The organism is Actinoplanes sp. NPDC024001 (genome assembly GCF_040638955.1).
Classification (GTDB): domain Bacteria; phylum Actinomycetota; class Actinomycetes; order Mycobacteriales; family Micromonosporaceae; genus Actinoplanes.
The window spans coordinates 42,823-50,128 of sequence record NZ_JBEZZB010000071.1; the positions used below are offsets into that span (position 1 = coordinate 42,823).

At 70.0% G+C, this 7,306-nt stretch carries 3 protein-coding genes; 1 reads left to right on the forward strand and 2 read right to left on the reverse strand.

Going from position 1 to position 7,306, the window contains the following annotated elements:
* Positions 1-60 precede the first annotated feature (60 nt).
* Entirely contained in the window at positions 61-441 is a 381-nt protein-coding gene (locus AB0F81_RS26400; protein ID WP_360201390.1) for a MarR family transcriptional regulator, read from the forward strand.
* Here AB0F81_RS26400 and AB0F81_RS26405 read toward each other — a convergent pair.
* Positions 438-848, reverse strand: coding sequence for a hypothetical protein (locus AB0F81_RS26405; protein WP_360201392.1), 411 nt, complete (start codon positions 846-848; stop codon positions 438-440). The two genes, AB0F81_RS26400 and AB0F81_RS26405, sit on opposite strands and share 4 nt — an antisense overlap.
* 103 nt (positions 849-951) lie before the next feature.
* Complete coding sequence (locus tag AB0F81_RS26410) at positions 952-6,969, reverse strand: RHS repeat-associated core domain-containing protein (protein ID WP_360201394.1); 6,018 nt, start codon at positions 6,967-6,969, stop codon at positions 952-954.
* Between the last annotated feature and the right edge of the window lie 337 nt (positions 6,970-7,306).

A 7,306-nucleotide genomic window follows, 5' to 3' on the forward strand; every position in this document is an offset into this window, starting at 1 on the left:
AGGATGCACGTGCAAACAATTCACGTGCATGCAACGCTCGGTCCGGATAGGATGCCCCGCATGAGCACGGAAGCGGCCCTCGTCGACCAGTGGCGTTCGCTGCTGACCTGCTACAACGAGGTGGCGTGCCATCTGGAGCGCGCCCTGCAGGAGTCGCACGGCCTCACGCTGAGTGAGTTCGAGACTCTCGACCGTCTCACGACCCAAGACTGTGACAAGCGCCGCATGCAGGATCTGGCCGAGACCATGTATCTGAGCCAGAGCGCCCTGTCCCGCACGGTCACCCGGCTGGTGAACGCCGGGCTGGTCGAGCGCACCCACTGCGAGCTCGACCGCCGCGGCATCTTCGTTCAGGTCACCTCAGCCGGCCGCGCCCGCCACGCCGAGGCCCGGCAGACGCACCTGTCGGTGCTGGGCGCCCACCTCAAGCCCGCCGGCTAGTACCAGAGCTGGAAACGGACCGCGGCCGGGGACGACTCCGCATCGGCCGAGATGCGCAGCTGCGCCTCGCCGGGCTCGTCCGTGACGATCCGCAGCCTGACCGCGTCGTCCGCGTCGTGCAGCACGAACTCGCCCTGCTGCGACGAGACAGTCCCCTCGAAGAGGGTGACCGCGCCGAGGGCGAGGTCCGCGGCGCCCTCCTCGAACACCTCCGCGACGACCGGGCCGTCGACCGGGTGCTGGACCGGGACGTAAAGGGAGTCCGGGGTGACGTGCACGCCCACCCCGCTGTATCCGGCGTGGGTGTTCTCCGACCGGACGTCCCGGAAGATCAGAAGGCCGTGCCCGGCGAACGCGCGGAACCCTCCGAGAAATGCTTCGTCGTTGACGACACCCTGGGTCGACATCTGTGCATCGCTCCTCGACAGTGGTCGGTCTCCGGTCGCCGGCAGCTTAACCGCCGGCCGGCGGCGCGGGCATGACCGTTGAGTCATGCCCGCGCCGTCGTGCCTAATTCAGGGTGATCAGGTTGAGATGGCGTGCGTCGATCAGGCCTCCTATTCGAGGCGTCTCGGCCGGGAAGTCGTAGTTCTCCTGGGAGAGCTGGCTCATCATTCCGCCCTGCTTGCGCTGGCAGTCGAGGCAGTGCGGATAGCCCGTCCCCGAGTACGGCCCGTCCACCGTCGAGATCGGAGGCTGGTGGTCGAAGATCCAGTTTCCGCTGGTGGTGCCCGGGTCGGTCGCGCCACAGGTGTGACAGCCGTTCCGGGCGCCGTGCTCGTTGTTGATGTGGAACTCGGGATGCGCCCGGGTCACCCGCCGCCGCGAGGTGTGCACGCCCTCCCGGGCGAACGGGCCGGGCCCGAGGCTCTGCAGGCAGAACTCGTCCTCGTCGACGTTGTGCACCAGGACCGGGTCGTCGCCGGCGATCACGTAGTACGTGTGCAGACCGGCCACGGTGAGGTCGTACGTGCGCTGCTCGCCGGTGTACGACCGCAGAGCGCTGACCCGCACCTGGCGACCGTCCGCGGTCCGCAGCGACTCGCCGACCCGCAGGTCACCCGCGTCGACCCAGTCCTGCCGGGTGACCGACCAGAACGGGTGCGTCGCGGTGGTCGTCAGCTCCTCGCCACGGCCGACCGTGACGTCGACGAACTCCTTGTCGTCATCGGTGCGGATGGTGCGCGCGACCTGCCGCGGACCCTCCTCCCCGGTGGTGGGTTCGGTGGCCATCACGGTGTCGCCGGGCTTCAGCTCGGCGATCGTCTCGGAGCTGCCGTCGGCCATCAGCACGCGGGTCTCCCCGCTGAAGCTGTGCCGGCGGCGGCAGGACGGGCCGTCCTTGGCCTCGCCCGCGCCCTTCCTCGTCTTCGCCTTGAGTTTCGCGGCCTGGGCCTTGGCCTTGGCAGCCGCTTCCGCCGCGGCTTTCTTCGCCGCCGCCTCGGCCGCGGCCTTGGCCTTCGCCGCCTTCTCCGCGGCCGCCTTGGCCGCTGCCGCAGCCGCCGCCTTCGCCGCCTCGGCCGCCTTCTCGGCCCCGGCGATGATCGCCCTCGCCCACTTCAGTTCCTGGAAGAAGGTGATGACGGCCTTGCCGGCGCGGAAGATCGCCTCGGCGATCTTCTTGGCCTTGAAGATCTTCCCCCAGGGCAGCGCTCCGATGATCATCGAGGCGCAGGCGCCCAGGTCACCCTTGAGGCAGTTGAGGATGTCGTTGATCCCCAGGAACTCCATCAGGATCTGGCCGCCGGCCTCCAGGATCACGTCCAGAGTGCTCTTGGACTGGATCTGGTTGGCCCGGGCGATCTCCTCCGGCGACGGCCCGGTCTGGACCGTGGTGCCCTCGGGCGGGGTGGTGCCGGCACCGGTGTCGCCCGGTTCCGGCGCCAGGCCGGTCGGGTCGGTGAAGGCGAGCGGGTTGTTCGCGCCGTAGACGTACGACGACGTCGCCTCCTGGCCCACCGGCATCGGGTCGCGGGTGGCGAACCGCCCGCTGCCCGGGTCGTAGTTGCGGGCCCGCATGAAGTAGTTGCCCTCGCCGGTGCTGGAGTCCTGGTACGCGCCGTGGAACTGCAGCGGGTTCTCCGGCTTCGCCCCCTCCGGGATCGTCTGGCCGGCCAGCGACTCACCCACCCGCGGGCTGCCGAACGGGTCGTAGTCGTAGCCCGCCTCCAGGGTGCCGGCCGGGGACAGCATGTTCGCGATGCCGCCGAGCCAGTCGTGGGTGTAGGAGTGGGCGTTGTTCGCCTGGTCGAGCAGGGCGAGCGGCTCGTCGTCCGGCCCGTAGGTGAAGCCGCGCTTCTCGACGACCGCGCCGTTCTCCTCGACGGTGTCGATCGCGATCTGCGGCAGCGTGCCGGCCATGTCCCACGACCAGCGCTGGGTCGCGGCGGCGGCGTCCGGCCCGGTCTGGGTGGCGGACAGCCGCAACCCGTCCGCGCCGTACCGGTAGTTGGTGGTCACGTCGCCGGCCACCGACGACGCGACACTGTTGTCCAGGTTGTAGGTGAACCGGTCGCCGCCGGCCCTGGTCTGGTTGCCGCGCTCGTCGTACGTGTACGCGGTGGTCCGCAGGTGCGCGGCCCCGACGAGCTTCTCCAGGATGAGCTGGTCGGCGTCGTCGTACAGGTAGGTGGTGAGGTCGTTGCCGGCGGTGCCGGTGCGCTTCTGGAACGTGCGGTTGCCGACCAGGTCGTAGCCGTAGTCGATGCGGCCGGCCGGCTTGGCGTCCCGGTCGGTGCAGCTGGCCACCGCGTAACAGGCCGAGGTGACCCGGTCCGCCTCGTCGTAGGCGTACGCCACCGACTCGGCCACCCCACCCCGCGTGGTGATCACCCGGGTCGGGTTGCCGACCGGGTCGAGGGTCAGGTCGTAACGGGACACCGGGTCCTGCACGCCGGGAACCGGGTCACCGGTCCGCTCGGTGCCGATCGCGGTCAGCCGCCCGGCGTTGTCGTACGAGCGGTTCTCCACCAGGCCGGTCGCCCCGGGCAGGGTGGTGCTGATCCGCCGCCCGGCCACGTCGTACCCGAACTTCCAGGTCGCCGCGCCGGCCGTCTGCTCGGTGACCTGGCTGTCCGCGTCGTAGCCGAAGGAGACGGTGGTGCCGTCCGGGTACTGCCGCGAGGTGACGTTGCCGCGGGCGTCGTAGCCGTACGTGAACGTCTCGTCCGGCCGGCCCGCCTCCTTGCGGGTGACCGTCGTGATCTGGTCCTCGTCGTCGTAGGCCACCTCGCGCACGCCGAGCGGGTCGCCGTAGGAGGTGGTCCGGTCCTTCGCGTCGTAGCCCCACCGGTAGACCGGCCCGTTGGTGCCGAGAGTGCGCTGGACACGGCGGCCGACGATGTCGTACTCGTCGACGACGGTGCGCGCGGCCTTCTCCTTGTCGCTGATCAGCCAGGGCACCTCCAGGCGGTCCAGCGAGAGCATCCCGACGACGTTGCTCTCGGCGTCGTACGTCAGGTTGGTGGTCCGGCCCAGCGGGTCGGTGCTGCGGACCACCCGGCCCGCCTCGTCGTAGTCGATCCGGGTCCGGTTGCCGCGCGGGTCCGAGACCGCGGTGACCTGACCGTCCACGCCGTACTCGTAGACCGTCCCCGCGCCGAGCTTGGAGTCGGGGCCGATCACCGACCGGGTCTTGTCGTCCGCGGTGTAGGTGGTGACGGTGGTGTGCCGGTTCGCGTCGGTGGTGGCGATCAGCCGGTTCGCGTCGTCGTACCGGTAGGTGGTCTCGTTGTCCAGCGCGTCGATGACCTTGGTCTGGTTGCCGGCCGCGTCGTACTCGAAGTGGGTGGTGAACCGCTCCCGGTCGGCCCCGGCGACGTTGCCCCTCGGCTCGGTGACCGCGATCAGCAGGTTGTCGTCGTCGTACTCGTAGGTGGTGACGCCGCCGGTCGCCGAGATCTGCTTGATCTTGTTGCCGGCCGGGTCGTACTCGGTCTTGGTCTGGCCGCCGCCGGAGTCGGTGATCCCGGTCTGCCGCCCGTTGCGGTCGTAGGTCATCGACGTCTTGCGGCCCAGCGCGTCGGTCGTCGACCTGACCTCGCCGGTGTTGGCCCGCTCGAACGAGGAGCTCTTGCCGAGCCCGTCGGTCGTCGAGGTGGTCCGGTCCAGGTCGTCGACGGCGATGTCCTTGACCACCACCCGGCCACCCGGGTACGGGCGCCGGATCTGGATCGGGTTGTCGTTCGCGTCGTAGACGTACGTGGTGGTGAAGTCGGCCTTGTTCGCCCCGGGCAGGTTGCCGCGCGGCGAGGTGACCGTCGCGGTCAGGCCCTTGACGTTGTACGTCCAGCTGGTCACCAGGTCGGGCTGGTCCTTCATGTCGACCGCCGAGGTGAGGCGGCGCCCCGCCGGGGTGTACGTCAACCGCGTGGTGACCCGCTCGGTGGCGGACGTCTTCAGCTGCCCGGTCGGGTAGTAGCTGTAGCTCGTGCTGACCCCCGCCGGGGTCGTGCTGCGCACCAGCCGGCCGGTCGGGTCGTAGACCGACACCGCCGGGGTGAGCCGCTCCGGCGACAGCACGGCAACGACCCGGTTCTGGTCGTCATAGGTGAACTTGGTGCTGTTCTTGCGCGGGTCGATGGTGACGATCGAGCGGCCGGTCTTGTCGTAGAGGGTGGCCGAGCGCCGGCCCTCCGGGCTGACCACCGCCTCGATCAGACCGGAGTTGCGCTCCCCCACCGGAACGGTCTCGTAACGGGTGACCTTGCCGCGCTGGTCGGTCACGCTGACCGGGCGGCCCCGCTCGTCGTACGCGTAGGTGATCGAGTGACCCTCGGGGTCGGTGCTCTTGACCAGCTCGTCGAACTCGTTGTACTCGTCGGTCCACTTCTCGCCGTTGGCGTCGACGTGGCTGGTCGGGTTGTTCCGCGCGTCGTAGCTGGTCTTCTCGCTGAAGCGGCGCTGCGGGGCGAACTGCTCGATCGGGTTGCCGGCCGCGTCGTACCGGGTCTCGTGCTGGTTGGCGTTGCCGTTGACGACCAGGTCGCGGTTCAGCTTCCCGTCGTACCGGTGGACGCTGGTCTCGCCGTTGCCGCGCTGGGTGTGCAGCAGCACGTTGCCCTGGTAGCCGTCCCAGACCACGACGTTGTCCGCGTCGACGGTCCGGGCCTCCTGCTTGGCGGCGTTCCACTCGAAGGTGGTGGCCGCGCCGAGCGCGTCGAGCTGCCGGGCCACCCGGCCGTTCGCCGCGTACTCGTTGGTCACCGTGGTCACCCGGTACGGGTCGACCACCACGGTCAGCCGGGCGGCCGCGTCGTAGCGGTACTGCCAGGGCTCGCCGCGGGCGTCGCGGACCTTGGTGAGCAGGCCGTCGGTGTACGAGTACTGGACGTAGCGCCCGTCCTCCAGGTGGATCGACCGGATCAGGCCCTCGGCGAGCTTCACCACGGCCTTGTGCCCGGAGGCGTCGGTGACCGTGATGGTGTCGGTGCCGTAACCGAACCGCAGGCCCTGCCGGCGCGGGTTCAGGATCGAGGTGAGCCGGCCCTGCGCGTCGAAGGCGTACACGATGTTGTTGCGGGTGACCAGCTCCCAGCCGTCACCCGCCCGGCGCAGCGTGGAGCGCACGCCCGGCGGGCGCACGTACCCCTCGCCGTCCTGCGCGAACAGCGTGTCCGAGCCGTCCTCGGCGCGGACCACGACGCCGCCCTCGCCCGGGCTGACCTTCATGTCGTACGCCCAGGCCCAGCCCGGACCGAACGCCGAGGGCCCGGTGTTGATCGACGAGTACGCCCGGGTGGAGGTGAAGCCCACCGCGAACGAGTTCAGCGTCAGGTCCTGCTCGGCCCGGGTGTAGGCGCCGGTGCCGGTGTTCACGCCGTTTGCCCGGATGGCCTGGCTGGCGCCGGTCATGCCGAGCGCGGTGCTGCAGCCGCAGCCCGCCGCCTGCCGGTCCGGCACGGCCGGCGGGTTGACCGTGGTCCGCGGCGTGGCCTCGTCGGACGCCGCCGAGGTGACCTCACCGTCCGGGTAGAGCCCGGTGATCGTGGCGAAGTACTTGCGTGCCGGGTCGAGCTGCCAGCCCTCGGCGGTGCCGAGCGACTTGCAGTACTTGCGCGGCTGCTCGCACCGGCTGGTCTCCAGGGCGTCCCTGCCGAGCGTGACGGACTCCTGCCGTGTGCCGGAGTCGACGTCGAACAGGTCGACCCGCCAGGACTCGAACCCCTCGTCGGCGAGGTTGAAGTAGACCACCAGCGACGTGTCGCCCACCACGAAGCCGGGGCGCAGCATCAGATCCTTGAAGGCCTCACCGGGCGCCAGGCGCTGCGCACTCCGCAGGCGCTGATCGCTGATCTTCTCCGGTTCGGCGCCGGCCCTCACCCCGGGCGGGACGACGGGCGGCCGTGCGTTCTCCGCGACGGCGGCCGACGAGGCGGCGTTGGGCGGCAGGCCACGTTGCTGCGGGGCGGCTCCCGCGGTGACCTGTGGGATGGCTCCGGGCTCAGCCTGTGCCGGCGAGGTGGCCAGCGGGGCGAGCGTGACGACCATCAAGGTCGCGCAGAATGCCGCGAGACGGCGGGCAGACATCGGCTATGTACCTCCCCCTAGGTTTTTGCCACCCAGAGGGAATCATGAATATAGATGATCGTAAGTACACACATCGAAACCCGTAAGACTATTGACCCTCCCCCAAACACCCGACCAACCCCAGCCCCCACCCCCACCCCAGCCGACCGCAGACCTACCGCCAAGTAACGTCGATTTCCTCACACAAGACACAGCACAGCAACGCACCCACCGCGACCAAAAGCATGCGAGCGCAAGCGACGCACTCCACCGCGCGCACCGCAACGTGGGGTCCGGGGCTCGGCCCCGGGGCAGAAATGCGAAGAGGCCGCATGTCCGCGCTTTTTGCGGACATGCG

Excerpts from the sequence above, each read along its gene's own strand:
- AB0F81_RS26400 (WP_360201390.1), top strand. The coding sequence starts at position 61 with ATGAGCACGGAAGCGGCCCTCGTCGACCAGTGGCGTTCGCTGCTGACC.
- AB0F81_RS26405 (WP_360201392.1), bottom strand. The coding sequence starts at position 848 with ATGTCGACCCAGGGTGTCGTCAACGACGAAGCATTTCTCGGAGGGTTC.
- AB0F81_RS26410 (WP_360201394.1), bottom strand. The coding sequence starts at position 6,969 with ATGTCTGCCCGCCGTCTCGCGGCATTCTGCGCGACCTTGATGGTCGTC.